The sequence below is a fragment of the Candidatus Spyradosoma sp. SGI.093 genome (assembly GCF_050314555.1).
In the GTDB taxonomy this organism is placed as follows: domain Bacteria; phylum Verrucomicrobiota; class Verrucomicrobiia; order Opitutales; family UBA953; genus Spyradosoma.
On record NZ_JBNPNH010000001.1, the window covers coordinates 177,954 to 200,656 of the forward strand.

20 protein-coding genes and 1 pseudogene are annotated in these 22,703 nt (G+C 65.0%); 8 read left to right on the top strand and 13 right to left on the bottom strand.

Translation table 11 applies throughout. From position 1 onward, the window contains the following. Window positions 1-20: 20 nt before the first annotated feature. Window positions 21-569, top strand: a complete 549-nt coding sequence (locus tag ACQREB_RS00720) for a L,D-transpeptidase family protein (RefSeq protein WP_427764097.1) — start codon at window positions 21-23, stop codon at window positions 567-569. 14 nt (window positions 570-583) lie between these two features. Here ACQREB_RS00720 and ACQREB_RS00725 read toward each other — a convergent pair whose 3' ends face one another. Next, the gene (locus ACQREB_RS00725) at window positions 584-952 is read right to left on the bottom strand and encodes a winged helix-turn-helix transcriptional regulator (protein WP_427764100.1); all 369 of its coding nucleotides are present in this window, start codon (window positions 950-952) and stop codon (window positions 584-586) included. A gap of 84 nt (window positions 953-1,036) precedes the next feature. Between ACQREB_RS00725 and ACQREB_RS00730 the strand changes: the two genes are divergently transcribed. Beyond that, window positions 1,037-1,483, top strand: coding sequence for a cupin domain-containing protein (locus ACQREB_RS00730; RefSeq protein WP_427764101.1), 447 nt, complete (start codon window positions 1,037-1,039; stop codon window positions 1,481-1,483). A 6-nt stretch (window positions 1,484-1,489) separates the two neighbouring features. Here the strand turns inward: ACQREB_RS00730 and ACQREB_RS00735 are convergent, their stop codons facing one another. The 9 genes and pseudogenes from ACQREB_RS00735 to ACQREB_RS00775 form a co-directional block, all read right to left on the bottom strand. Beyond that, the gene (locus ACQREB_RS00735) at window positions 1,490-2,398 is read right to left on the bottom strand and encodes a PfkB family carbohydrate kinase (RefSeq protein WP_427764103.1); all 909 of its coding nucleotides are present in this window, start codon (window positions 2,396-2,398) and stop codon (window positions 1,490-1,492) included. A 123-nt stretch (window positions 2,399-2,521) separates the two neighbouring features. Further along, window positions 2,522-3,487: a cysteine synthase A gene (gene cysK, locus ACQREB_RS00740; RefSeq protein WP_427764106.1), complete on the bottom strand. Its 966-nt coding sequence runs from the start codon at window positions 3,485-3,487 to the stop codon at window positions 2,522-2,524. 104 nt (window positions 3,488-3,591) lie between these two features. Further along, the gene (locus ACQREB_RS00745; protein ID WP_427764108.1) at window positions 3,592-4,113 is read right to left on the bottom strand and encodes a hypothetical protein; all 522 of its coding nucleotides are present in this window, start codon (window positions 4,111-4,113) and stop codon (window positions 3,592-3,594) included. 24 nt (window positions 4,114-4,137) lie between these two features. Continuing rightward, window positions 4,138-4,770, bottom strand: coding sequence for an HAD family hydrolase (locus ACQREB_RS00750; RefSeq protein WP_427764111.1), 633 nt, complete (start codon window positions 4,768-4,770; stop codon window positions 4,138-4,140). Window positions 4,771-4,813: 43 nt separating this feature from the next. Beyond that, a complete protein-coding gene (locus ACQREB_RS00755; RefSeq protein ID WP_427764112.1) occupies window positions 4,814-5,578 on the bottom strand; it encodes an NERD domain-containing protein in 765 nt (254 codons plus the stop codon). 5 nt (window positions 5,579-5,583) lie between these two features. After that, on the bottom strand, window positions 5,584-8,109 hold the full coding sequence (locus tag ACQREB_RS00760) for a DUF3656 domain-containing U32 family peptidase (protein ID WP_427764114.1): 2,526 nt from the start codon (window positions 8,107-8,109) through the stop codon (window positions 5,584-5,586). A gap of 101 nt (window positions 8,110-8,210) precedes the next feature. Then, window positions 8,211-9,271 (bottom strand): annotated as a pseudogene (locus tag ACQREB_RS00765) (virulence RhuM family protein). Then, the gene (locus ACQREB_RS00770) at window positions 9,268-10,287 is read right to left on the bottom strand and encodes an alpha/beta hydrolase (protein WP_427764116.1); all 1,020 of its coding nucleotides are present in this window, start codon (window positions 10,285-10,287) and stop codon (window positions 9,268-9,270) included. The pseudogene ACQREB_RS00765 and the gene ACQREB_RS00770 overlap by 4 nt, the downstream one beginning before the upstream one ends. 10 nt (window positions 10,288-10,297) lie before the next feature. After that, a complete protein-coding gene (locus ACQREB_RS00775) occupies window positions 10,298-13,186 on the bottom strand; it encodes an alpha/beta fold hydrolase (RefSeq protein ID WP_427764118.1) in 2,889 nt (962 codons plus the stop codon). 274 nt (window positions 13,187-13,460) lie between these two features. Here ACQREB_RS00775 and ACQREB_RS00780 point away from each other — a divergent pair, with 274 nt between their 5' ends. Both ACQREB_RS00780 and ACQREB_RS00785 read left to right on the top strand, forming a co-directional pair. Beyond that, window positions 13,461-13,871: an RrF2 family transcriptional regulator gene (locus ACQREB_RS00780; protein WP_427764121.1), complete on the top strand. Its 411-nt coding sequence runs from the start codon at window positions 13,461-13,463 to the stop codon at window positions 13,869-13,871. A gap of 123 nt (window positions 13,872-13,994) precedes the next feature. After that, window positions 13,995-15,278, top strand: a complete 1,284-nt coding sequence (locus tag ACQREB_RS00785; protein ID WP_427764122.1) for an O-acetylhomoserine aminocarboxypropyltransferase/cysteine synthase family protein — start codon at window positions 13,995-13,997, stop codon at window positions 15,276-15,278. A gap of 43 nt (window positions 15,279-15,321) precedes the next feature. Here ACQREB_RS00785 and ACQREB_RS00790 read toward each other — a convergent pair whose 3' ends face one another. Then, on the bottom strand, window positions 15,322-16,074 hold the full coding sequence (locus ACQREB_RS00790; protein ID WP_427764709.1) for a glycosyltransferase: 753 nt from the start codon (window positions 16,072-16,074) through the stop codon (window positions 15,322-15,324). 5 nt (window positions 16,075-16,079) lie between these two features. Then, window positions 16,080-16,547 carry a dUTP diphosphatase gene (locus ACQREB_RS00795; RefSeq protein WP_427764124.1) on the bottom strand — a complete coding sequence of 156 codons (468 nt, stop codon included), beginning with the start codon at window positions 16,545-16,547 and terminating at the stop codon, window positions 16,080-16,082. Window positions 16,548-16,607: 60 nt separating this feature from the next. On the opposite strand from ACQREB_RS00795, the gene ACQREB_RS00800 reads away from it, so the two are divergent. Further along, window positions 16,608-17,555, top strand: coding sequence for a hypothetical protein (locus tag ACQREB_RS00800; protein WP_427764125.1), 948 nt, complete (start codon window positions 16,608-16,610; stop codon window positions 17,553-17,555). Next, entirely contained in the window at window positions 17,495-18,211 is a 717-nt protein-coding gene (locus tag ACQREB_RS00805; protein WP_427764128.1) for a TatD family hydrolase, read from the top strand. Before ACQREB_RS00800 ends, ACQREB_RS00805 begins: the two co-directional genes overlap by 61 nt. 271 nt (window positions 18,212-18,482) lie before the next feature. Here ACQREB_RS00805 and ACQREB_RS00810 read toward each other — a convergent pair whose 3' ends face one another. After that, window positions 18,483-18,770, bottom strand: a complete 288-nt coding sequence (locus ACQREB_RS00810; protein ID WP_427764131.1) for a hypothetical protein — start codon at window positions 18,768-18,770, stop codon at window positions 18,483-18,485. 48 nt (window positions 18,771-18,818) lie between these two features. Here ACQREB_RS00810 and ACQREB_RS00815 point away from each other — a divergent pair, with 48 nt between their 5' ends. After that, the gene (locus ACQREB_RS00815) at window positions 18,819-19,565 is read left to right on the top strand and encodes a PEP-CTERM sorting domain-containing protein (protein ID WP_427764133.1); all 747 of its coding nucleotides are present in this window, start codon (window positions 18,819-18,821) and stop codon (window positions 19,563-19,565) included. A gap of 117 nt (window positions 19,566-19,682) precedes the next feature. Further along, window positions 19,683-22,694, top strand: coding sequence for a sulfatase-like hydrolase/transferase (locus ACQREB_RS00820; RefSeq protein ID WP_427764136.1), 3,012 nt, complete (start codon window positions 19,683-19,685; stop codon window positions 22,692-22,694). Window positions 22,695-22,703 lie beyond the last annotated feature (9 nt).

The window sequence follows — 22,703 nt, forward strand, 5'->3', positions numbered from 1 at the left end:
AAAAATATGAGTGCGCAAGAATGCTCCTCGCCGAGCTGAAACGCAAATGCGAAATGCTGCGCCTTCCCGCGCTGGCGGACGCGCTCGTCGCCTCCGTTCCCGCGCAGCGGCTGTGGCACTTCCGCGCGGACGCGCTCGTCGCCGAATACCGCATCTCCACCTCGCGTGCCGCGCCCTCGTGCGTGAAAAATTCGCTCGGCACGCCGGACGGGCTTTTTTCCGTCGTCGAAAAAATCGGCGCGGGCGCTCCCGCGGGAACAGTCTTCAAGGCGCGCGTCTCCACGGGCATGCACTTTTCCGAATTTCTGAAGAACGCGCCCGACGAAAATCTGATCACCTCGCGCATCCTGCGCATTCAGGGCGAGGAGGACGGGCACAACCGCGGCGGCGACGTGGACACGTATTCAAGATTCGTTTACATTCACGGCACGAACCAGGAGCACAAACTCGGCGCGCCGAACTCTCACGGCTGCCTGCTGCTCGGCAACGCGGACGTCATCGCGCTCTTCGACGCCCTGCCCGACGCTCCCGCGGGAACGCCCGTCGCGCGCCTGCTCGTCGCGCTGTGAGCGCGCTCGGGCGATCATTCCGCGCCGCCGCTCAGCCCGCGGTAGAACTCGCCCCATTTCGCGACGGCCTTCAGCACGGGGCGCAGCGTCCGCCCCAGCTCCGTCAGCGAATATTCCACGCGCGGAGGAATCGTCGGGAACGCCTCGCGCGAGACGATTCCCTTTTCGCAAAGATCCTTCAGGTTGTCCGTCAGCACCTTCTGCGAACAGCCGACGCTCCGAAGCAGTTCGCCGAAGCGCTTCGTTCCCGAAAACAGGTCGCGCAGAATCAGAATGCGCCATTTGCTGCCCATGACGTCCAAAAAAATCTGCACCGGGCAGCGCGAAAGGCCGGTTCCGATCGTCCTGCTAGCCTCGATTTTATCATTAGTTTCTTTTTTCATACTGCATTATAAAATTGTGCCTGCTTCACAAAATAAACCGATAAGCGTAGAATTGTCGAACCTTAATCAGACAAAGGAAAAGCAATGAAGCACATCATCATCAAAAACGTCGAAACCGCCGAAGCGTTCCCGCAGACGGGACCGCGCGGCAACAGATTCACGATCCGCCCGATCGTTCCCGCGGAGGCCGTCGCCAAATGCGCGGCGAACTTCGTCGAGGTCGCGCCGGGCGAAAGCGCCTACGGCTACCACTACCACGAGGAGAACGAGGAAGTCTTCTTCATCGTGCGCGGCGAGGCCGCCGTGCGCACGCCGGACGGGGAAATCCGGCTGAAGGCGGGCGACGCGATCGCGTTCCCGGCGAATCCGAGCGGCGCGCACGTCGTCCGCAACCCTTCGGCGACGGAAACGCTCGTCTATCTCGATTTCGGCACGGCGAACCGCCCGGACGTCGTCCATTTCACCGGTCTCGAAAAGGACGCGGGCATGGTCGTTTCGCGCTCGGGCGAAATCATCCCGTTCGAACGCTGAAGCCGCTCAGAGGCGCGCCTTGAGCGCATCCGGAAGTTCCGGCATCGCTCCCGCGCGGGAGCAGACGAACGCGGAGACGTCCGCCGCGAGGCGATGCGCCTCCGCGAGCGGCCTGCCCGCGAGGAGCGCCGTCGTGAACGTCGCCGTGAACGAATCGCCCGCGCCGACGGTATCGACGACGCGCGTTCCCGCATCCGCCGCGACGAAGGAAAATTCGCCGTCGCGCGCGGCGATGAAGCTGCCGTCGCCGCCGCAGGTCAGCACGACGAAGCGCAGACACGGGAACGCCGCGAAGACGGTTTCGAAAAAGCGGTCGCGCCGCGCGGCAAAGGCGTCGCCCGCGGGAACGCCGAAGAATCCGCCGAGCACGCGCAGTTCGTCCTCGTTGATCTTGAGGACGTTCGCGAGCGCGAGCGATTCGCGCACGAGCTTTTCGGAATAAAAATCCGCGCGCAGATTCGCGTCGAAGACGCGCAGAGCGTTTTCGGGCGTCGCGCGCAAGAAGGCGCGGACGGTCTCGCGGGACGTCTCGGAGCGCTGCATCAGCGTGCCGAAGCAGACCGCGTCGGCGCGCGCCGCGAGATCGCGCAGGTGCTCCGTGAAGGCGAGATGGTCCCACGCCGAATCGCTCGGGAACGCGTAGCGCGCCGAGCCGGAGGCGTCGAGCGAAACCGCGACCGTGCCGGTCGGAACCCCGGAGACGCGTTGGAATTCCGCGCGCAGCGTTTTCCCCGCGAGTTCGGCGAAGATCGCGTCGCCGAGCGCGTCGTCGCCGACCGCCGAGACCGCGACGCCCTCCGCGCCCGTCTGCGAAGCGTGGTGCGCGAAATTCGCGGGCGCGCCGCCGAGCCGTTTTTCCTCGCCGAAGACGTCCCACAGGATTTCGCCGATGCCGATCACGATTTTTTTGCTCATGCCGCGGATTCTAAAAGATTCGCTCCCGCAAAGAAACACGCATTTTCGCCGAAACGCGGACATAGAAAAAGACGTTCCCGCGGCGAGGCGGGAACGTCTTTTCGCGTGCGCGGAAAACGCGCGTCAGGTTTCGGAGACCGTGAGGTTCGCCATTTCCTGAGCGGCGACGGCGGCGAGCGGCGTCGAAAGGTAGCGCTCGGTCGCGCTCGCGGCGATGGCGACGATGCGCTTGCCCGCGAATTCCGGACGCTTCGCGAGTTCGAGCGCGGCCCACGCCGTGGAGCCCGAGGAAATGCCGACGGGCAGCCCTTCGGTGCGGGCGATCGCGCGCGAGGTCGCGAGCGCGTCTTCCGTCTTCACGGGCAGGATTTCGTCGACGAGCGAGGCGTCGAAATTCTTAGGCACGAAGCCCGCGCCGATGCCCTGAATGCCGTGCGGACCGGGCTTGCCGCCGGAAAGCACCGGGCTTTCGGCGGGTTCGACGGCGACGCCGTAGAGCTTTGGATTCTTTTCCTTGAGGAAGCGGGTCGTTCCCGAAAACGTGCCGCCCGTGCCGACGCCGGCGACGAAGACGTCCACGTTCCCGCCGGTCGCCTCCCAGATTTCCGGGCCGGTCGTCGCGTAGTGCGCGGCGGGATTGGCGGGATTCTCGAACTGGCGCGGCACGAAGACGTTCGCCTGCTCCTTCGCCTTCTTTTCGACGTATTCGATCGCGCCCGCCATGCCGCGGCCCTTGGGCGTGATGACGACTTCGGCGCCGAGCATGCGCAACAGCGTGCGGCGCTCAAGCGACATCGATTCGGGCATGACGAGCACGCACTTGTAGCCCTTGGCGGCGGCGATCGCCGCGAGCGCGATGCCCGTGTTGCCGCTGGTCGGCTCCATGATGAGAGAGTCGGGCGTAAGCGTTCCCGCCGCCTCCGCCGCGTCGATCATCGCGGCGGCGATGCGGTCTTTCACCGAAAAGACAGGGTTGCGGAATTCGCACTTCAGATAAACCTCCGCGGGAAGATTCGCGCCGAGGCGGTTGAGGCGGACGAGCGGCGTCTTGCCGATCGTCTGAATGAAGGATGCAGGAGGATTGCTCATGATTCTTTGCGTGATGAATTGAAGTGAATTGGTTGAATTTCGGACATGAAACGCCTAAATCCCTACTTTGTCAATAGGGTTTTAATTCCGCCCGATTTCACGGCTCAGGAGGAAGCGTCCGCGCGGGAGCGGAGGTGGACCAGGTCTTTTTCGTCGCGGTCGAGCGCCTTCGCGAAAAGCTCCGCGTTCGCGCTCAGAAAATCGCTCCAGAGCGCTTCGAGCTTCTCCGCCGCTTCGGGCGGGAGCACCGTTCCGGAATGTCCCTTGCGCCAGTCGAAGCCGGGAATCCCGCGCTCGAGCTCGCTCAGCGTCAGAATCGGCATCGCCGCGGGATTGATCACGACGTCGGGCAGAAAATTCACGTAGAACGTTCGCCGCCCTTTTCCGCTCCAGTCCTCAGCCTCGAAGGGCGCGGAGACGATTTCGCCGCTCCCGACGATTCCGACGCTCCCGTGACCGACCTTCAGCCAGAAGAAGCGGTCGCCGGGAACGATTTTTTCATAATCCCAGACGCTCCAGTTGTAGTCCGGCGTCCCGCCGAACGCAGACTCCTCCATGTCGTAAATGTAATTGCCGATTCGATACGAGGAAATCGCGGGGTTCCACTTGAAGATGACGGTGTTCATGGTCGTGATTCTTGGGTTGAAAATTCAGGCGCTCAGGCGTTCCCGCAGGGCGAGAAGCGAAGGGAAGACGCCGGCGGCGTCGCGCAGGGCTTCGGGCGAAGGCGCGACGAGGTCGGGAACGAGCACGGCGACGCAGCCCGCGGAAAACGCCGAGCGGAAGCCCGTCGGCGAATCCTCCACGGCGAGGCACTCCCGCGCGGGAACGCCGAGCTTCGCCGCCGTCGCCGCGTAGATTTCCGGGTCGGGCTTGCCGACGGAGACTTCGTCGCCGCAGGTCGCCGCATCGACGAAGCGCCAAAGCCCCGCGCGCGCGAGTTTTTCCTGCGCGGACGCGCGCCGCGTCGAGGTCGCCACGCCGATCTTCCAGCCGCGGGAACGCGCGAAATCGAACATTTCCCGCGCGCCCGGCATCAGCGGAACGCCCGCGTCCACGAGCCGCGCGTAGTGTTCCCGCGCGGAGGCGACGACGCGTTCCCGCGGGAGCGCGCGCCCGACCTCGCGCTCGAGAATCGTCATGCAGTCGTCGGAGCGGTGCCCGACCATCTTCAGAAAAATTTCGCGCGTCACGCGTTCGCCGACTTCGCGCGCCGCCGCGTCCCACGCGCGCTCGCTCAGCCGCTCGGAATCGAGCAGCGTGCCGTCCATGTCGAAAATCACCGCGCGAAAGGATGCTCCGAAATCTGATTTCATCTTTCTTTTTTCACCTCGTCGTAAATCTGCAGCGAGGATAGTTTTCACACCCTCTAAAAGTTCCGTATTTCCCGTTACGAACAAGCAACCGTCCCCCGCATCGAGGGCAAACATCGTGATTTATGAGATCCTGCCGTTTCTCCACGCACTGCTTGACCGAATCGATATGCTCGTGTCTTTTCTCGACCTCCACAACGTTCTCCGTCTCAACTTTCCGGAGAAGCTCTTGAACTTCTTCTTGAGTAAAAATCTGATTTTCGCGGCGGCTTAAAATAAAGTCCGACAACTGAAACGAATAAATGACGGCGGACTTTGTCCTGCATTTGAGGACTGCAGACCCCACAAAGACGACAAGCGGAGTAATTTTGAATCTAGGAACGTTCAAAATTTTCGCCAACGCACAATGGTGCGAAAAATTCTGGCGTAAAGGGTTTCTGAACTCGTAACGCCTCCCGTAAACGCTCTGAGTCCAAAGCTCCGCGCCCTCACTTCCCAAAATCCATCCCTTGTAATTTTTGGTCTCGATGATGAAAATTCCGTAAACAGAAATCACGAGATGGTCAATCTGCACAGAACCCGTATCCGTCAAAAAGCATAGATCGTGAAAACAGAAATATTCTTCCGGAAAATCATTCAAAATGTGGGCAACTCGTCCTTCGCCTACGGCGCCCTTATGCTCTGCGGATTCCCAACTGAAAAGAGCTTTCGCCGTCCCGCTTCTAAAAAAGACGACGAAGAAGAAGACTATGAAAAGAACTGCGACGATGACCTCCACAGCACTCAACCTTTCAGCGTTCCTCGCGTGACGCCGAGCTTGGATTCGAGGCGAAGGCCTCGCCAGAGCGCGTTCCCGTCGATTTTTCCCGCGAGCAGATCGCGGTAGCGCGCGAGGATTTCCGTCACGAGCTCGGGCGTTTCGTCGACGAATTCGACGCGGAAGAAGCGCACGCCCGCATCGCGCAGTTCGTCGAAAAATTCCGCGCCCGTCTGCGCGCGCGCGTTGTACACCGTGTTGCGGCAGCCCGCGTCCGCCTTGACGAGATGCTCCAGCCCCGTGCGGTCGCGCAGGCGCACGACGTGCTTTTCGCACGGGCGCCCGCAGTCGCGGAAATCTTTTCCCTCGGAAAGAAAGGTGCAGAAAACGCAGTGCTCCATGTGAAACATCGGCATGTGCTGGTGCAGCGTGACCTCGATTTTCTCCGGCGCGGGAACGCGCGCGAGCATGGCGCGGAGCTGTTCCAGATTCATGTCGTAGGACGCCGTGACGCGCTCCAGCCCGCGTTCCCGCAGGAAATGCCCGGCGGTGAGATGATTGGCGACGTTCAGCGAAAAATCGCCGCGCAGACGCGCTCCCGCGAAGGCGTAAAGGTGCTCGTGCGCGCGCACGAGAAAGCCGTCCGCGCCGCATTCGCGCACGAGGCGGAGAATGCCCGCCTCGTCGTCCGCCTGCTTGAAGACCCGCGGCGGCTGCGCCCAGAATTCCGCGCCGGGCACGGCGTGCGCGCGCTCGGCGGCGGTCTTGTAGTCGCGCGGATTTTCGAACTCGGCGTAAATCGTCCTCGCGCCGAACGCGAGCGCGGCCTCGAGCTGCGCGAGCTCCCGCACGACGGGAATCAGCGCCGGCGGCGACGACTCATTTTCGAATCCCGAATTCCGAAGGGCGAATTTTTCCGCGTAATTTTTTTTAGGATACGTCGTCCACTTCACGGAATTTTCGCGGGCGGCGTCGAGGCGGGCGACGAGGGCGCGGCGGAGCTTGTTCGCGACACTCGCGGGAACGAGCGGCGCGCCGGAAATCGCGGCCTCCCAGCCGTCGAGATAATAGCCCGTGCCGCCGAGCCGCCCGAACTGCTCGCGCAGCCACGCGTCCGTCGCGGGCGTGTTCGTCGCGGGAACGAGCGGATCGCCCTGCTCCGCGGAGACTTCGTGCCCGCAGGCGTCGTCGCAGCTCGCGCGGAGCGGCGCGCCGACTTCGGCGACGACGCGCATGTTCACCTTGCGCGCCCAGCGCGGCTGTTCGCCGGCGAAGGTCTCGCGGATTTCGGAAGCGAGCGCGGGGTCGGCGGTCTTCCAGAGCCGGTCGCCGCGGCGCACGCGTTCCCAGCGGATTCCCGCGCGCGCGAAACGCACGAAGACTTCGCCGTTCCCGCGAGCCTTTTCCACGCCGTAAACGTAGCCGCCTTCCTCCTTCTCCTCGGGCGTTCCCGCGTCGAAGACGACGCCGTCGCCGGACTTCAGCGGCGCTTCGAGGCGCACGAAAACGCCGTCCTTCCCGAAGCCGGAAACCGTGCCGAGAAACACGCCGCGCTTTTTCCCGAAGCGCGCGTGGACGAGCTCGCGGTTGTTCACGCCGCGCAGCCAGCCCGTGTGCAGTCCGCGCGAAAACGCCATTTCGAGCGCGTAGCCGTGGCGTTCCCGCAGCTGCTTCGCGAACGCCGCGAGCGTCTCCGCGGGAACGCCGTCCGTAATCATGGAATGGATACGATCGACGCAGTCTCGGTACGCGCGCGTGATCGCGGCGACGTATTCGGGCGACTTCAGTCGCCCTTCGATCTTGAGCGAACGCACGCCGAGGCGCATCAGCTCGGGCAGCATCTCGATGCCGCACAGATCGCGCGGCGAAAGCAGGTAGCGGCGAGCGCCGAGCGGGACCTTCTCGCCGTCGCAGATCAGCTCGTAGGGCAGACGGCACGCCTGCGCGCACTCGCCGCGGTTCGCGGAGCGCCCGCCGAGAGACTCGCTCGTGAGGCACTGCCCGGAATACGCCACGCACAGCGCGCCGTGCACGAAAAGCTCCAGCGGGAGCGCGCACGCGGGATCGGCGTTCCCGCGCGCGACGATCGCGGCGAGCTCGCGCACGTTCACCTCGCGCGAAAGCACGGCGAGCGACGCGCCGAGTTCCCGCGCGAAGCGCACGCCCGCGGCGGACGAAATCGTCATCTGCGTCGAGGCGTGAACGGGAAAGTCCGGCGAAATTTCGCGGATGAGCCGCGCGACGCCCACGTCCTGCACGATCGCGGCGTCCGCGCCCGCCTCGATGATGCGGCGAAGCTCCGAAGCGGCTTCGGCGAGTTCGTCGGAAAAAATCAGCGTGTTGAAGGTGACGTATCCGCGCACGCCGCGGCGGTGCAGAAAGCGCATCAGCTTCGGCAGGTCGTCGGCGACGAAATTGTCCGCGCGCACGCGGGCGTTGAAGCGTCCGACGCCGAAATAAATCGCGTCCGCGCCGTTTTCGACGGCGGCCTTGGCGCACTCCCACCCGCCCGCGGGAGCGAGCACTTCGGGCTTGTGAAACTCCGGATTCATTGCCTCGAAATTTTCCACGACCCGCCCCGCTCTTTCAACCGCAAAGCGTTCCCGCGTCCGCGCGGCTTCCGCATTGCCAGCCGCCGGGAACACGGTCGCCCTCATTCGTCGGCGGCGTCTCCTTTTTCGCGGTGCTTCACCCGGTCTTCGAGTTCGAGCAGAAACCGGTCGTAGTCCGACACGAAAAGGCGGTCCTGAACGATGCGGTATTTTTCGAACTCGGTCTCGGCGTGGAGTTTCGCCGCTTCGGCGGTGACCGTTCCCGCGTCCTTCAGCAGCCCGAACTCGAACATTTCGATGAAGCGGTTGAGGCGCGTCTCCCAGTCCTGCATGGTCAGCGGGATTCTGCGCTTCGCCATGGATTCCGCGAAATCAAGGTAAGCGGAAACCATGCGGTTGAGTTCCCGCATTTCCGTTTCGCTCAGATAATTTTTCGCGACGGAGACGTCCGAACGCCGGATCTTTCCGTCGGGCGCGTCTTCCCAAGTGGTCAGCCCCATGTTCCGGCGACGGCTGTCGGCGCGCGCGACGATGAGCTCGGCGGCGGTTTTTCCGTGCACGGCGTAGTGCATCTTGTTCTGCACGCTCGCGTAAAAGCGGCGCGTGGCGAGCGCTGTCCGGTCGTAGTCGATCGCGGTCGCGTAGAGGTCGTGATTTTCTGATAGAACTTGCGTTCGCTGGCGCGGATTTCGCGCACGCGTTCGAGCTGCTCCTCGAAATATTTGTCCGTGAGCGCGCCGCCGCGTTTGAGGCGGGCGTCGTCCATCACCCAGCCTTTGATCGTATAGGTCGTCGCGATCTGATTGACCCACTTTCGGAACTGGACGGCGCGCTCGGAATCGACCTTGAATCCGACCGCCAAAATCATCTGAAGCGAGTAGTGTTTGGCGCGATACGACTTCCCGTCGGCGGCAGTTATTCGAAAATTTCGAATAACTGAAAATTCCTGCAGTTCCCCGTCTTCAAAAATTTTTCTGATATGGTAGTTGATCGTGGGAACGCCGACGTCGTAGAGCGCCGCGAGCATTTTCTGCGTGAGCCAGACGTTTTCGTCCTCGTAGCGGACTTCAAAGGCTTCCCGCGCGTTCCCGCCGGAAGCGATGAACGTGAGGTATTCCGCCGCGCTCGAGCGGAGAGAGGGATTTTCAGAAGATTTTTTCATGACGACGTCTTCTGCGTGAGTTCGGAGGCGAGGAAGGAGGCGGCTTCGGCGAGGACGGCGGCGGTCGCGAGCGGGAAGCCGGGCGCCGTCAGGAAGGCGTGCGGTACGCCGTCGATTCGGCGGGCGCGCACGGGAACGCCGTCCGCGCGGAGCTTCGCGGCGAGGCGTTCGCCGTCGTCGCGCAGCACGTCGCACTCGGCGGAGAGCACGAGCGCGCGCGGCAGCCCGGCGAGCGAAGTCTCCAGCGGCGAGAGCGCGCGCCCGAGCCGCGGCGTTCCCGCGGGCAGGTAAGAATCCTTCATCGCGGCGAAAAGCTCGGCGGAAAGCATGCCGCCGCGGTCGAACTCGCGGCGCGAGCCGGTCTCCTCGGCGGCGAAATCCTCGAGCGTCGCGACGGGATAGAACAGGAGCAGCCCGGCGGGCGTGCTTTCGCGCGCGTCGAGCAGCGCGAGCGCCGTGCAGAGCGCGAGCTGCGCGCCCGCGCTGTCTCCGGCGAAAAAGATTTTTCCGGCGTCGAGCCCGAGGGCGTCCGCGTGCGCGAAGACTCCGCGCGCGGCGGCGAGCACGTCGTCGTTCGCGGCGGGAAAGCGGGCTTCGGGCGCGTAGCGGTAGTCCGGCGCGAGCACGGGAACGCCGAGCTCGGCGGCGGTCTTCGCGCAGAACGCGGACGAATTCTCCACGCCGCCCAGGCACCAGCCGCCGCCGTGCACGTAGAATATCGCAGCGGATTTCGCGGCTCGGCGCTTCGGCGAATAGACGCGCAGGCGCATCGCGCCCGCCGCGCCGGGAACGCTCGTTTCCGAGACTTCGATCTCCGGCGGGAACGGCGCCTCAATCGCGGTCGCGACGCGGATTCTGCGCAGCAGGAGCGCGTTCCCGCCGATCGCCTCGCGTATCGCGCGCACGTAGAGCCCGGGCCAGGTCGCCGGCAGCGTCGCGAGCATCTTCCGCGACTCTTCCGTGAGCCTTCCCGCGAACGCGCATTCGTCGAGCGTCGTCTTCCGGTTCGCCTTCATGCGCGCGCCCTCACTCGCCGTCGTCGTGCGGCTCCTTGACGTAGTTGTCCGAGCGCCCGCGCGCCGTGCCCCATTCCTCGAAGAGGCGCCACGCGGAAATGCTCGGGCGGACGTGCGCGTCGTCGCGCAGCTCCGCGCCGACCGTGAAGCAGAAATTCAGATACTTCCAGCTGTCCGCGTACGCCTTGCCCATGCGCACGTAGCCGTCGAAGAGCGCGGAGGAGATCGCGCCTACGCCCTTCACGCCGGTGACGCGCAGCCCCGTGCCGTTGACGAGCGCGCGGTCGTCCTCGGCGCGCACGTCCAGGCAGACGAAATGCACGTCGCCGCAGGCGTCGGCGAGGCCGTCGATCACGCGCGCGAGCGTTTCCGAGCACAGCTCGCGGCGCACGACGCAGCAGGCGCCCTTGGACGGCGAGCCGATCGGCGCGAGCGCGAACGTTTCGCCGACCTTCAGCACCTTGTCCGCGCGGCGGAAATTCAGCTTCGAGAAAAGCTTGCCGTTGGAGACGGCGCGGTCGTCCGCCCAGATCAGATCCTCGAGCTTACGTTCGCCGTCGCCCTTGACCGCGACGAAATCCTTCTGCACGACGGAGAGCACACGCCCGAGACGATGCCCCGGACGCCGCGCCCAGATCACCTCGTACTCGTTCCCGCCGACGTATTCCTGCACGACGGCGTCGTCCACGTTCGCGTCGAGCCACGCGCGCAGGTGCGCGGCGGAACGCGCGACGTAAACGCCGACGCCGCCGTCGCCGAGCTCGGGCTTGACGACGCACGGGAACGGAATCTTCTCGCTCTTGAGAATCTTCAGCGCGTTCGTCCAGCGCGTCTCGAGATCCTTTTCCGCGGGAACGCGCGCCGTCTTCACGCCGAGCGGGCTCGCGCCGAGAAAGCGCACGTAGCGCTCGAACTTCGAGCCCGCGGAAACGCCGCCGTCCGCGCCGAGCGCGCGCCCCGCGAGCGTGAACACCGTGAACGAGCGGTGAGTGATTCCCAGCCAAAGAAACTGCAGCATGACCGGGAACGCCAGCACGGAATGCGGCCAGAACTCGTGGCGCGTGATGCGGCGGCGCGTCATGACGTGGCGGCGGCGTCCCCGCCACGTGAACGCGGGAATCACGTAATGGCTCACCAGATACAAAAACACGATCGCGCCGATGACGATCCACGCCGCGTTGTGGTGCCATTCCTTGAAGCGCTCGACGACGCTCGCGCCGACGTACTGCGCGAGCAGAATCAGCGGCGGCGTCCAGAGCGCGGCGGCGATGAAGAAGAGGATGAAAAGCTTGTGCCAGTCGAGCTTCATGATGCCCGCGGCGACGAAGGTCGGCACGCGCGAGCCGGGAATGAAGCGCGAGGAGACGATCAGCGCGAGCCCCTTCGGATTCTTGGAAAAGCGCTCGGACATCTCGTCGATCTGCTGTTCGGAGACGAGCCATTTCAGCGGCGGCTTGCGCAGAATCGGGCGTCCGAGAAAACGCCCGATCAGGTAGAGCGCCAGGTCGCCGATGAAGATCCCGATGAGGCACGCCGTCATCGCGGGAACGAAGCCGACGAGTCCCTGCGCCACGAGCAGACCGGAGGCGAGGCAGGTCGGATCTTCCGCGACGAAGGTGCAGACGAGGATCACCAGCATCAGCACGACGACGCGCGCGCCGCCCGCGGGCTCGATCGGCGGATAGGAAAATTCGCCGGACTCGGGAACGCCGACGTCCGCGCGGCGCAGCTTCGCCGCCTCGGAGGGAACGGAGAGCCGCGCGAGAAACGCCGCGTAGTCGTCCGCGAATCCGCGCGGATCGTCGAGCAGCGCGCCGTGTCCGCCCTCGACGAAATGCGTCTTCACCTGCGGCGCGAGCGCGACCGTGTATTCCGCCGACGAAAACGGCGAAATCAGATCGTCCGTCCCGTGCGCGACGTAGAGCGGCCCGTTCCATTCGCGGACGTAGCGCTTCAGCTCGCTGACGTCGGAATCCCACAGCACGCGCGCGTACGCCTTGTTCACGTTCCCGCGGTCCATCAGCCCGAAATGCGGCACGACGTCCTGAGCGAGCTTGAAGAAGCCGAGGTGAAACGTGTACACGATCTTGTTCACGATGTGGTTGCCGAGCAGCTCGAATTCCTGCGCGCCGACGGAGGACGCGAGCGCGAGCGACTTCACGCGGTCGGGCCGCCGATGCGCCATGTAGAGCGCGACGCCGCCGCCTTCGCCGAAGCCGAGCACGTTCACCGACGAGACGCCGAGCTCGTCCAAAAACGAAAACAGCGTTCCCGCCGTCGCCTCGACGGAATAGTCCTCCGCCTCGCGCGAGCTCGATCCGAAGCCCGGCAGATCGGGAACGATGACGCGCGCGACGCCCTGCGCCGCGAGCTCGCGCGCGACCGCCTCGAGCGAGCGCCCGTCCGTCGCGATGCCGTGAATCAGCAGCACGGGCGCCTGCGGTTCCGTGCGCCAGCGGCGCCAGGCGTCCGCCGCGACGGAGACGGATTTGTCCCACGCCACCCCGGCCTTTTCCAGCACGGAATCGACCGTTCCCGCGACGGCGTCGCCTTCCCGGGGCGCCAGATGCGGCGGCGGTTCCGGCGGCGGAGAAAATTCGCGGTAGGCGATGCGGAGCCGCTCGCCCGTCTCGACGAGCTTCGACACGTAAACGCCGCTCACGCGCGCCTCGCGCGGCGTTCCCGCGGCGATCTTCTCGTTCGGCGCCTCGAAGACCGTTTCGACGCGGTACGCCTTCGCCTCGACCTGCGTCTGACCTTCGCGGAGCTCGGGCGTCATCGGAAAATAATGCCGGACGAAACTCGAGGCGCCGATCAGCGCGAGGAGCACGAAAATCACGCGCCAGCGCATCGGAAGACGCTGCCAAAAATTTTTCTCTGAAGTCGTTTTCGCGGTCATGGGGAAAAAATTCTGGCGGCAGTCTAACGCGTTCGGCGGAACGCGGGAACGCTTTTTTCTGCCGAGGACGAAAAAGTTACGGAAAGTTATGGAGGTGATGAGGTTATGAGGTTATGGAAGTTCATTGCATTCGGCTGCGCCGAAAGGATTTCAAAAATCTTTTTCGCAAAGCGAAAGTCAATGAACCTCCATAACCTCATCACCTCTCCTCATCACCTTTCCTCCCCGAAAATACCGATTGATTTCATACGGGAACGGTAGTAATAGAATCGGCATGAAAATCTCGACCAAGGGGCGCTACGCGCTTCGTCTGATGGCGGATCTCGCCGAGCACGGGAACGGCGAGAGCGTGAGCCTGAAAGACATCGCGGAACGCCAGGAAATTTCGATCAAATATCTGGAGCAGATCGCGATTCTGCTCTGTCGCGCCGAGCTGCTCAAAAGCGAACGCGGCGCGCGCGGCGGCTATCGGCTTTCCCGCCCGCCGGAAAAATACGTCGTCGCCGAAATCCTCGCCGCCGCGGAATGCGATCTCGCTCCCGTGAAATGTCTCGCGGGCGCGCAGAACGTCTGTCCGCGCCGCAGGCACTGCCTGACGCTCCCGTTCTGGGAAGGTCTCGGCAAAGTGATCCGCGACTACGCCGAAAGCGTCACGCTCGCCGACATCGTCGCCGGTCGCAAGTGACGAAACCGCCGCGCCCGCGACACGGGAACGTTCTTTTTTTTAATTTCCTATTGACTTGATAGGAAATAAGGAGGATGATGCGCCGAAATTTTCAACGCATAACCTCAACAGGAGTTCAAAATCATGTCGGAAAAAATCAACGCACCCAAATTCGAAACGCTCCAGGTCCACGCGGGACAGGAATCTCCGGACAGCGCCACGGACGCGCGCGCCGTGCCGATCTACGCCACGTCTTCGTACGTCTTCCACAATTCGCAGCACGCCGCCGACCGCTTCGGCCTGCGCGACGCCGGCAACATCTACGGCCGCCTGACGAATCCGACGCAGGACGTCTTCGAACGCCGCGTCGCCGCCCTCGAAGGCGGGAGCGCCGCGCTCGCCGTCGCCTCCGGAGCCGCCGCGATCGCCTACGCGATCCAGAACATCGCGCACGCCGGCGACCACGTCGTCGCGCAGAAGACCATTTACGGGGGCACCTACAACCTGCTCGAACACACGCTGCCGGAATTCGGCATCACCGCGACCTTCGTCGATCCGCTCACGGAAAGCTACGACGCCGCCGTGCACCCGAACACGAAGGCAATCTTCATCGAGACGCTCGGCAATCCCAACAGCGACGTCTCCGACATCGAAGCCGTCGCCGCGGTCGCGCACAAGCACGGCATTCCGCTGATCGTGGACAACACGTTCGGCACGCCGTTCCTGATCCGCCCGATCGAGCACGGCGCGGACGTCGTCGTGCATTCCGCGACGAAATTCATCGGCGGGCACGGCACGGCTATCGGCGGCGTCATCGTGGACGGCGGCAAGTTCGACTGGGCCGCGAGCGGGAAATTCCCGGGACTCGTCGAGCCGAATCCGAGCTATCACGGCATCTCGTTCACGCAGGCCTGCGGGAACGCCGCCTTCGCGGTGAAGATCCGCGCGACGCTGCTGCGCGACACGGGCGCGACGCTCTCGCCGTTCCACGCGTTCCTGTTCCTGCAGGGGCTGGAGACGCTTTCGCTGCGCATCGAGCGCCACGTCTCCAACGCGCTGAAGGTCGTGGAATTCCTGAAGAACCACCCGAAGGTCGAGCGCGTCAATCACCCGTCGCTGCCGGACGCGCCGACGCACGCGCTCTACGAACGCTACTTCCCGAACGGCGCGGGCTCGATCTTCACCTTCGAAGTCCGCGGGAACGCCGACGACGCGCGCGCCGTCATCGACCGTCTGAAGCTCTTCTCGCTGCTCGCGAACGTCGCCGACGCGAAGTCGCTCGTCATCCACCCGGCGTCCACGACGCACTCGCAGATGAACGAGGCGGAACTGCTCGGCGCGGGCATCAAGCCGAACACGATCCGGCTCTCGATCGGCATCGAGCACGTGGACGACATCATCGCCGACCTCGCCCAGGCGCTCGGCTGAGAACGCGGAAATCCGGACACGAAAAAGCCCGGCGTCGAAGCCCTCAGAAGGCTCTCGGCGTCGGGTTTTTCGCGTGCGCGCGGCGGATCTTCAGGACGCTCGCGGCGGACGAAAAAATCGTCGGCAGAACGCGCACGTGCGTTCCCGCGCGCTCTTCCCAGCGCACCGGAATTTCCGCGAGCGCGCCCGCGCGTTCGGCGAGCAGCGCAAGCTCCGCGCCGAGCGCGTAATCCTCGGCGACGAGCGTTCCCGCGATTTCCTCGAACCACGCGCGCCGCAGAAACTTGAATCCGCACGCGGAATCCGTGAAGCGCGTGCCGAGCGCCAGGTTCACGCAGAACGCGTAAATCCGGGAAAGCGCGCGGCGCCCCGGCGCGCGCCCGTTCACGACGGACGCGGGCAGACGCCGCGAGCCGGAAACGAGGCGCAGGCGCGGGCGTTCCCGCAGCAGCGCGACGGCTTCCGCGACGTGCTCGGGCGCGGTCGCCATGTCCGCGTCGCAATAGCCGAGCAGCGCCGCGTCGGAGCTCGCCCACGCGGCGCGGAGCGCGTCCGCCAGGCTCGCGCGCGGCAGGTGAATCGCGCGCGTCGTCTCCGGAAACTCCGCGGCGAGCGCGTCGGCGATGCGCGGCGTCGCGTCGCGCGAACCGTTTTCGGCGATGCAGATCTTCGCGCCGCGGAAGCCGTTCCCGTCGAGCCACGCGCGCAGAAGCCGGAAACCGCGCTCGAGCCGCGCCGCCTCGTCGAACGCGGGAACGGCGATTTCGAGCGAATCCTCTTCCGCGGGAACGCGCATCGCGCTCACTTCACGCCGCTCGAGCCGTAGCCGCCCGCGCCGCGCTCGGTCTCGGAAAGCTCCTCCGCGACCTCCACGTTCACGTGCGGATAAGGCATGACGATGATCTGCGCGCAGCGCATGCCGGGCGCGTAAAGCTTTTCCGCGGCGACGAGCGCGTCCGTCTCGCCTTCCGGGCAGACGTCGAGCACGTCGAACACCGCCATCACGTTCCCGCGGTAGCCGCTGTCGATGACGCCGACGCTGTTGGAGAGACGGCAGAACGTCTTCTGCACGGAACTGCGCGGGAAGATCAGCCCGACGTGCCCTTCGGGAATCTCCATCTGAATCCCGAAATCCACCTTGATTTTCCTGGGCTCGACGAACTCGGCGGCGACCGCCGTCAGGTCCATGCCGGCGTCGCCGGGCTTGGCGTAGCGCGGCACGACCGCGTCGGAATGAACTTTTTTGATTTTCAGCGTGATCGAATTCATGACGCGGAACTCTACAAAAATTTGTCGCGGATTGAGAGAAAAAAGGTAGCATCGTCGGGCATGACAAAACCGTTTTCGAGATTCGCCGCGCTCGCCGCGGCCGCCTCCCTGCTCTGCTCCTGCGCGGCGCCGGACGCGGATCCGGGCCTTTCCGAGGAAGTCGGCGCGGAGCTCGCTCCCGAGACCGAATCCGCCTCCGTCGCGGCGGATCTCGAGGCCTGCCGCTACGACGACGCGCTCGCGCGCGCGCTGAAGGAAAAAACGTACGGGATCGCCAATTACATCGCCGAATACGTCATGGAGACGGACGAGCTGCTCGCCTTCGTCGCCGCGCATTACCCGAACGCGCCGGAGGATTCCGCCCCGGCGGAAAACGCCGACGGAGAGATTTCCGGCGCGGCGAACGAGGCCGCCAACGCCGTCCGCTACGCGCTGGCGCGGCGCCTCATGCGCGAAAACCTGCCGCAGCGTTCCCGCGAATTTTTCCCGCGGGAACTCCGGCCCGTCTTCGACGCCTACGTCGAGGCGATCCGCCGCGGCTACGATTTCGAGGCGGACGACGTCTCCCGCGCGCGCGGCTTCTGGGACGCGGCGGTGATCGTCCGCGGGAACGGCGACGCGCTTTTCTCGCTGTTTTCCGTTCCCGAGTTCGTCGAGGCGAAGGAATTCGCGACCGACGACGAACGCGACCGCGTGCTCTCGCGCGGCATCTCCGAGCCCGTCGTCTCCGTGCGGCAGCGCGCGGCGAATCTGGCGCGCTTCGCGGCAAGTCTGCTGCCGAACAACGACGAACGCACGGCGCGCCTGCTCTTCACGGCGGGCGTCTGGCTGCGCGCGCGCGACGACAAGGCGGCGGAGGAATTTTACAAGACGCTCGTCATCCGCTGCCCGAAGACCGAAGTCGGCAGACGCTGCATCGCGCTGCGCTGGCTGCCGAGCGACGTGCCGTGGACGCGCGAACAGGCCTGGGACGGCGTTCCCGCCGACGAAGACGCGGCGCGGCGATGAACTTCGACGCGCACGCGCATCTTCCGGAAGGCGGCGCGGAGAGCGTTCCCGCGGCGTGGCGCGGCGTCGTCTGCGCCGTCCGCGCGGAAGATTTCCCGAAGCTCGCGGCGCTCGCCGCGGCGCGGGAAGGCGTCGTTCCCGCGTTCGGCGTCCACCCGTGGTTCGCGGAAACGTTCGACGAAGACGCGTTCGCGGCGTTGCGGCGTTTTCTCGAAACGACGCCGCGCGCGCAGGTCGGCGAAATCGGGCTGGACGCCGCGCGGACGGGCGCCGCGCCGCTCGCACTCCAGCGCGAAGTCTTCGCCCGCCAGCTCGCGCTCGCCGCGGAAAAAGGCGTTCCCGCGCACGTCCACTGCGTGCGCGCCTGGGGCGAGCTGACCGCGGTTCTGCGCGGCGCGGAGCGTCTGCCGCCGCGCCTGCACCTTCACGCCTTTTCCGGCTCGGCGGAAACCGCGCGCGAACTGACGCGCCTCGCCGACGCGACGTTTTCGTTCTCGCCGAAGCAGCTCGCGCGCCGCTCGCCGAAGCTCGAACGCGTCCTCGCCGCGCTCCCGCGCGCCCGCGTCCTCGCGGAATCCGACGCCCCCGCGGACTTTTTGGGGAAGCGACTTTCCAGTCGCTTGTTGGAGTCTTTTCAAAGGAAAATTCCTTTTTAAGGATTCCGAAAAGCGACCAGAATGTCGCTTCCCCAAAACGCAGCAGCGCGGCGACGGCGGATTTTTCCGACGGTCCGCCGCCGATGAAGATCGGGTAGGGATGCGTTCCCGCGTCGGCGGGGAAAAACGCGCGGCGGTGGGTGTGCCCGCTGATCATCAAGTCGAGCCCCGCCTCGGCGTTTTCCGGGTTTCGGAAAAATTTGAAGACGAAATTTTCGGGAGGGAACGCTCTTTCGGCAAAATCGTTCTTATTCCATGCGCCGCTGAAGCTTCACCTTCGGTTGAAAATACCGAGGGGGAAACGCCGGCGAATCCGCATAAATAAAAGGATTTTCCCCTCGGTCAAATCGCGCGGATTTTCAATCAGGGGGGAGGCGACATTCTTGTCGCTTTCGCGGAAATCAGCTTTCGGAAAATTCAAAAAGCGGCAGGAATGCCGCTTCTCCCCTGCGTTCCCGCGATTTTTCGCCAAAGAAGCTTTCCGGACCTTTCCGTGTCTTTCGCGGTCGAAATTTTTGCTTGCCCCGGTATTTTCAATCGGGGATACTCGGAGTCTCAAAAAATTCCCTTTTCACAAAAAACGAACAACAAACCAACAAGGATGCTTATGAAAAAATACCTCATCACTGCGGCGGTTTTTCTCACGGGAACCGCCCTAGCGAACGCGGGAACCGTGCTGACGACGACGTTCGGCAACGCGGCGCAGGCGACCGCGACCGACGTCACGCTCACAAACAACTGGGCGGACGACTTGGACGCGGAAGTGCTGGCTCTGCTCGGCACCGTCAACGGAAACATCACGTCGCTGACCAACACCTCCGGCAACGTTACGCTTCAGACCTCTGGTGCCGCCGGTCAAAGTACGACGTTTTTCTCTCCTAACACAAACGTCGGCAACGGCAGTCCGTGGACGTCCGTCTTCACATATTCTGGCACTTCCGGACTGACGAGCATCGACGGCATCAATCTCCAGGTAGGTCTCTTCGATTCCAACGGAACATGGCAATCAAATCAAGCCTCTTGGACCGGGAACGTCGGATTCACGGCTCAGATTTTGGATTCGAGCGACAGCCTTCTCGGTTCGTTTACCGGTCAGCTTGGCGATGGAATCACTGGGCAAGGTTCTACAAAGTTCGACGTGAATCTCAGCGGCACAAAGCTCGTTCTCGATTCCGTCGACAACTTCAAACTTAAGATTTCCCTGACGGATAATCTCTCCAACGGCTGCTTCGTCGGTCTCCAGAGCGTCGCCTATTCCGGTTCCGTGATTCCCGAGCCTTCGACGTTCGGGCTGCTCGCGGGTCTGGGCGCGCTGGCGCTCGCGGGAACGCGTCGCCGCCGCCGCGCGAAATAAGGCGCGCGCGCCGAAAGGCGGCGTTCCCGTCGTTTCGCGAAAACCGATTTCGCCGAAGCTTCGGGCGCGCCGCCTTTTTCTTTCCCCTTTCCCCCGAAAAAATCCCCTCGTCGCCCCATGAAGATTTTTCCCCGTTCCCGCGCGCTCGCGCTGCCGCTACTGGCGTCGGCGCCGTTTCTGTTCCCGTCTCCGCCGCTGGGCGCGGAAAGCGTTCCCGCGTCGAAGCCGAACGTCGTGTTCGTGCTCGTGGACGACATGGGCTGGGGCGACCTGAACATCAACTGGGAGAAGCACGGCGCGGCGTTCGGCAACCGCGAGGGGCGCGCCTCGTACAAGACGCCTCAGCTCGACAGGCTGGCGGAAGACGGCATGCTGCTGCTGCGCCACTACACGGCGGCGCCGGTTTCGGTGGCGGCGCGCGCGTGCCTGATCACGGGCATGCACACGGGGCACACGCGCCAGGTGCGCGACAACACTTTCGACACGCCGATCGCGGACGTGCACACGCTCGGCAGCGTGATGCGGAGCGCGGGCTACGCGACGGCGGTCATCGGCAAATGGGGCGTCGGCGGCGGAGGCGAATCCAGCGACGCGACGTTGCGCGGGCGCCCGACGCGGCGCGGCTTCGATTATTTTTACGGGCACATGGCGCACACGTCCGGGCATTTTCACTATCCGGCGAACTCGCCAGCAATCAAGGACGTGAAGCTGCCGTTCGGGAACGCGAACGCGAAGGTGGAGCTCTGCGAGAACGACACGGTGCTGTGTTCGAGCGAGGTCGCGTCGTCGCTTTCGGGCGTTTACGCGTATTCGACGGATCTTTTCGGCGCGCGAGCGAAGCGGTGGCTCGCGGACAACGATCCCGCGAAGACGGGCAAGCCGTTTTTCCTGCTGCTGACGCTGACGGCGCCGCACGCCTCGCTGCGCGTGCCGCCGTGCTCCTACCCGAGCGGCGGCGGGCTGAGCGGCGGGCTGCAGTGGACGACGCTCGAAGACGGCACGGGAACGTGCAACACGTGCACCGAGGCGCTCGCGACCGCCGCGGGCGCGGAATGGAAGGGCGCGGACGGCTTCATCCACCCGGACAACGCGGCGTTCGGCGGCGTGCATTCCCGCCATTCCACGATGGTTCGGCGCGTGGACGACCTGGTCGGCGACCTGCGCGCGCTGCTCGACGACATGGGCGTCGCCGAGAACACTGTCATCGTCTTCACCTCGGACAACGGCCCGCACAACGAGCCCGGCGGCGACAACGGCAACGACGGGAGCAACACGGCGGCCGCGCCCGGCGCGCAGAATCCGACCTATTTCAAGACCTACGGCATGATGGACGGCATCAAGCGCGACTGCCACGAGGGCGGAATGCGCGAGCCGACGATCGTGTGCTGGCCGAAGCGCATCCGCGCGGGAAGCGTATCGACGCGCCCGAGCCAGTTTCAGGACTGGATGGCGACGCTCGCGGACATGGCGGGCGTGCCCGTTCCCGCGAGCTCGAGCGGCGTCTCGCTCGTGCCGGAGCTCACGGGCGAAGGCGAGCGCCCCGACAGCGACGTCTACGTCGAGTATTACTTCAACGGGAACGGCGCGAATTACGCCGATTTTCTCCCGAAAAACCGGAGCACGAGCGAGAACAACCAGCAGGTCGTCTATGTGGACGGCTTCAAGGGCTTCCTGCGCAACCTGGGGCAGAACAGCGTCATCGCCGATCAGACTTTCGAAATCTACGACACGGAGACGGATCCGCAGGAATCGACGAATCTGGCGGGAACGCGGATCGACGCGATGAACGATCTGCAGGCGCGGATGCGCGCGAAGCTGCTGCGGACGCGCCGCGCGCTGGACAACGCGACGTACGTCAAGACGAACGGCGGCAGCTACGCGAAGTCCGACAAGCCTTATTTCGAGCAGGCCGCGAACGCCGTTCCCGCGGATCCGCCGCGCCTCGCGACGCCCGGGCTCGCGTGGAAGCTCTACGAAAGCGACGCGGCGTTCCCGTGGGTGCCGAACTTCGCGCGCTCGCGCCTGACGCCCGTCGCCGCGGGAACGCTCGCCGCCGACGCCGGCACCGCGATGCCCGACGCCGCGAAGGCGAACGCCCGCGCGGTCGGCGTCGTCTTCGAAGGCTGGATCGACGTTCCCGAGGCGGGCGAATACGTGTTTTACCTGCGGACGGACGCGACGGCGGGCAGCCGCGCCTTCGTTCACCTTCACGACGTGATGCCGCTGATCGACGCGGACAAGCTCTACGTCGCGGGAACGGAGGCGAGCTCCTACATGAACGTCGGCACCGCCAAGGAACAGGGCACGAAGAAAGTGCTGCTCTCGGCGGGAAAGCACCCGATCCGGATCGCCTACGTGACGGACGCCGGCAACCCGGCGCCGAGCCTCGCGATGAGCTGGCTGAAGCCGAACGCGGACGCGGCGGAGGCGATTCCCGCGAGCGCGTTTTCGCGCGCGTCCGATTTCGGCACGGAGACGACGGCGCTCGAGACGACGAGCCGCGGCGGCGCGCGGAAGCTCGCGGTCGGCACGGAAAGCGGCGCGGCGGCGGACGTCGTCGTTTCCGCGGACGCGGACTGGATTTCCGTCTCGTTCGACGCGGAGACGGGAACGCTGAGCGTCGAGCTCGAGCCGAACGCCGAGGCGGACGCGCGCTCGGGAACGCTGACGATTTCCGACCCCGAGACGGGAGAGACGCAGACCGTCGCGGTCTCTCAGGCGGGCGCGCAGGGCTACGACGCGTGGGCGCGCACGGAATTCGCCGTCGCGCCGCCCCGCTCCGACGCGGATCTCGCGGCGATGGAGCCACTCGAAAGCTGGTCCGGCGACCGCGTCTCCAATCTGATGAAATACGCGCTGGGGCTCGACCCGACGGCGGCGCACGGCGCGCTCGGCGGGCTCGCCGAAGACGCGGCGGCGGGAACGCTGCGCGCGGATTATCCTTTCAACCCCGGCGCGACGGACGTCGTCTTCGTCGGCGAACGCTGGGACGACGCGGCGCGCGCGTGGACGAGCGAGGGCGTTTCGCTCGTGAAGGACGCCGCGGCGGGAACGCTCGCCGTCGAGGCGCCGAGCCCGACCGCGGAGGCGCGCGCGCTGCTGCGTCTGCGCGTGCTGATGAGCCGATGAGAAAACGGA

Excerpts from the sequence above, each read along its gene's own strand:
- ACQREB_RS00720 (WP_427764097.1), top strand. The coding sequence starts at position 21 with ATGCTCCTCGCCGAGCTGAAACGCAAATGCGAAATGCTGCGCCTTCCC.
- ACQREB_RS00725 (WP_427764100.1), bottom strand. The coding sequence starts at position 952 with ATGAAAAAAGAAACTAATGATAAAATCGAGGCTAGCAGGACGATCGGA.
- ACQREB_RS00730 (WP_427764101.1), top strand. The coding sequence starts at position 1,037 with ATGAAGCACATCATCATCAAAAACGTCGAAACCGCCGAAGCGTTCCCG.
- ACQREB_RS00735 (WP_427764103.1), bottom strand. The coding sequence starts at position 2,398 with ATGAGCAAAAAAATCGTGATCGGCATCGGCGAAATCCTGTGGGACGTC.
- cysK (WP_427764106.1), bottom strand. The coding sequence starts at position 3,487 with ATGAGCAATCCTCCTGCATCCTTCATTCAGACGATCGGCAAGACGCCG.
- ACQREB_RS00745 (WP_427764108.1), bottom strand. The coding sequence starts at position 4,113 with ATGAACACCGTCATCTTCAAGTGGAACCCCGCGATTTCCTCGTATCGA.
- ACQREB_RS00760 (WP_427764114.1), bottom strand. The coding sequence starts at position 8,109 with ATGAATCCGGAGTTTCACAAGCCCGAAGTGCTCGCTCCCGCGGGCGGG.
- ACQREB_RS00770 (WP_427764116.1), bottom strand. The coding sequence starts at position 10,287 with ATGAAGGCGAACCGGAAGACGACGCTCGACGAATGCGCGTTCGCGGGA.
- ACQREB_RS00775 (WP_427764118.1), bottom strand. The coding sequence starts at position 13,186 with ATGACCGCGAAAACGACTTCAGAGAAAAATTTTTGGCAGCGTCTTCCG.
- ACQREB_RS00780 (WP_427764121.1), top strand. The coding sequence starts at position 13,461 with ATGAAAATCTCGACCAAGGGGCGCTACGCGCTTCGTCTGATGGCGGAT.
- ACQREB_RS00785 (WP_427764122.1), top strand. The coding sequence starts at position 13,995 with ATGTCGGAAAAAATCAACGCACCCAAATTCGAAACGCTCCAGGTCCAC.
- ACQREB_RS00790 (WP_427764709.1), bottom strand. The coding sequence starts at position 16,074 with ATGCGCGTTCCCGCGGAAGAGGATTCGCTCGAAATCGCCGTTCCCGCG.
- ACQREB_RS00795 (WP_427764124.1), bottom strand. The coding sequence starts at position 16,547 with ATGAATTCGATCACGCTGAAAATCAAAAAAGTTCATTCCGACGCGGTC.
- ACQREB_RS00800 (WP_427764125.1), top strand. The coding sequence starts at position 16,608 with ATGACAAAACCGTTTTCGAGATTCGCCGCGCTCGCCGCGGCCGCCTCC.
- ACQREB_RS00815 (WP_427764133.1), top strand. The coding sequence starts at position 18,819 with ATGAAAAAATACCTCATCACTGCGGCGGTTTTTCTCACGGGAACCGCC.
- ACQREB_RS00820 (WP_427764136.1), top strand. The coding sequence starts at position 19,683 with ATGAAGATTTTTCCCCGTTCCCGCGCGCTCGCGCTGCCGCTACTGGCG.